Origin of the sequence: Pseudomonas sp. JV245A, from assembly GCF_032424515.1 — a bacterium.
Lineage (GTDB): Bacteria > Pseudomonadota > Gammaproteobacteria > Pseudomonadales > Pseudomonadaceae > Aquipseudomonas > Aquipseudomonas protegens.
In genome coordinates this window covers 1-389 of record NZ_VYKE01000575.1, presented here as the reverse complement: position 1 = coordinate 389, position 389 = coordinate 1, and the positions used below count along the sequence as shown (strand labels likewise).

The 389-nt window shown below is 63.8% G+C and carries 1 protein-coding gene; it reads right to left on the bottom strand.

Translation table 11 applies throughout. The features are described 5' to 3' along the window. Window positions 1-389 (bottom strand): cytosine permease (locus F6S12_RS33105; protein WP_409999892.1); only part of this gene is annotated, 389 nt, incomplete at both ends.

The window sequence follows — 389 nt, the reverse complement described above, 5'->3', positions numbered from 1 at the left end:
AGCGGCCGCGCCAGCGGTAGAAGAAGTCCGCCATGATCACCCCGCCAATCGGCGGAATCACCGTGCCCAACAGGATCAGGTAGGGCACCAGCAGGTCGTACATGCCGAGCATCGCCAGCAGGGTGCCGATCAGCGCGCCCACCAGGGTCACGGTCTTGCGCCGGTCTGTGCGCAACAGGTTGCAGCCGGCCACGGCGAAGTTGTAGATGGTGTTGTCCTGGGTGCTCCAGATGTTCAACAGCAGCATGGCCATGGCCGCCATGGCAAAACCCTGGAGCAGCAGCACTTCGACCACGTCCGGCTGCTGGTAGACGATGGCGCCGTAGGCACCGATCAGCACCATCAGGCCGTTGCCGATAAAGAAACCGATCAGGCTGGCGCTCACCGCC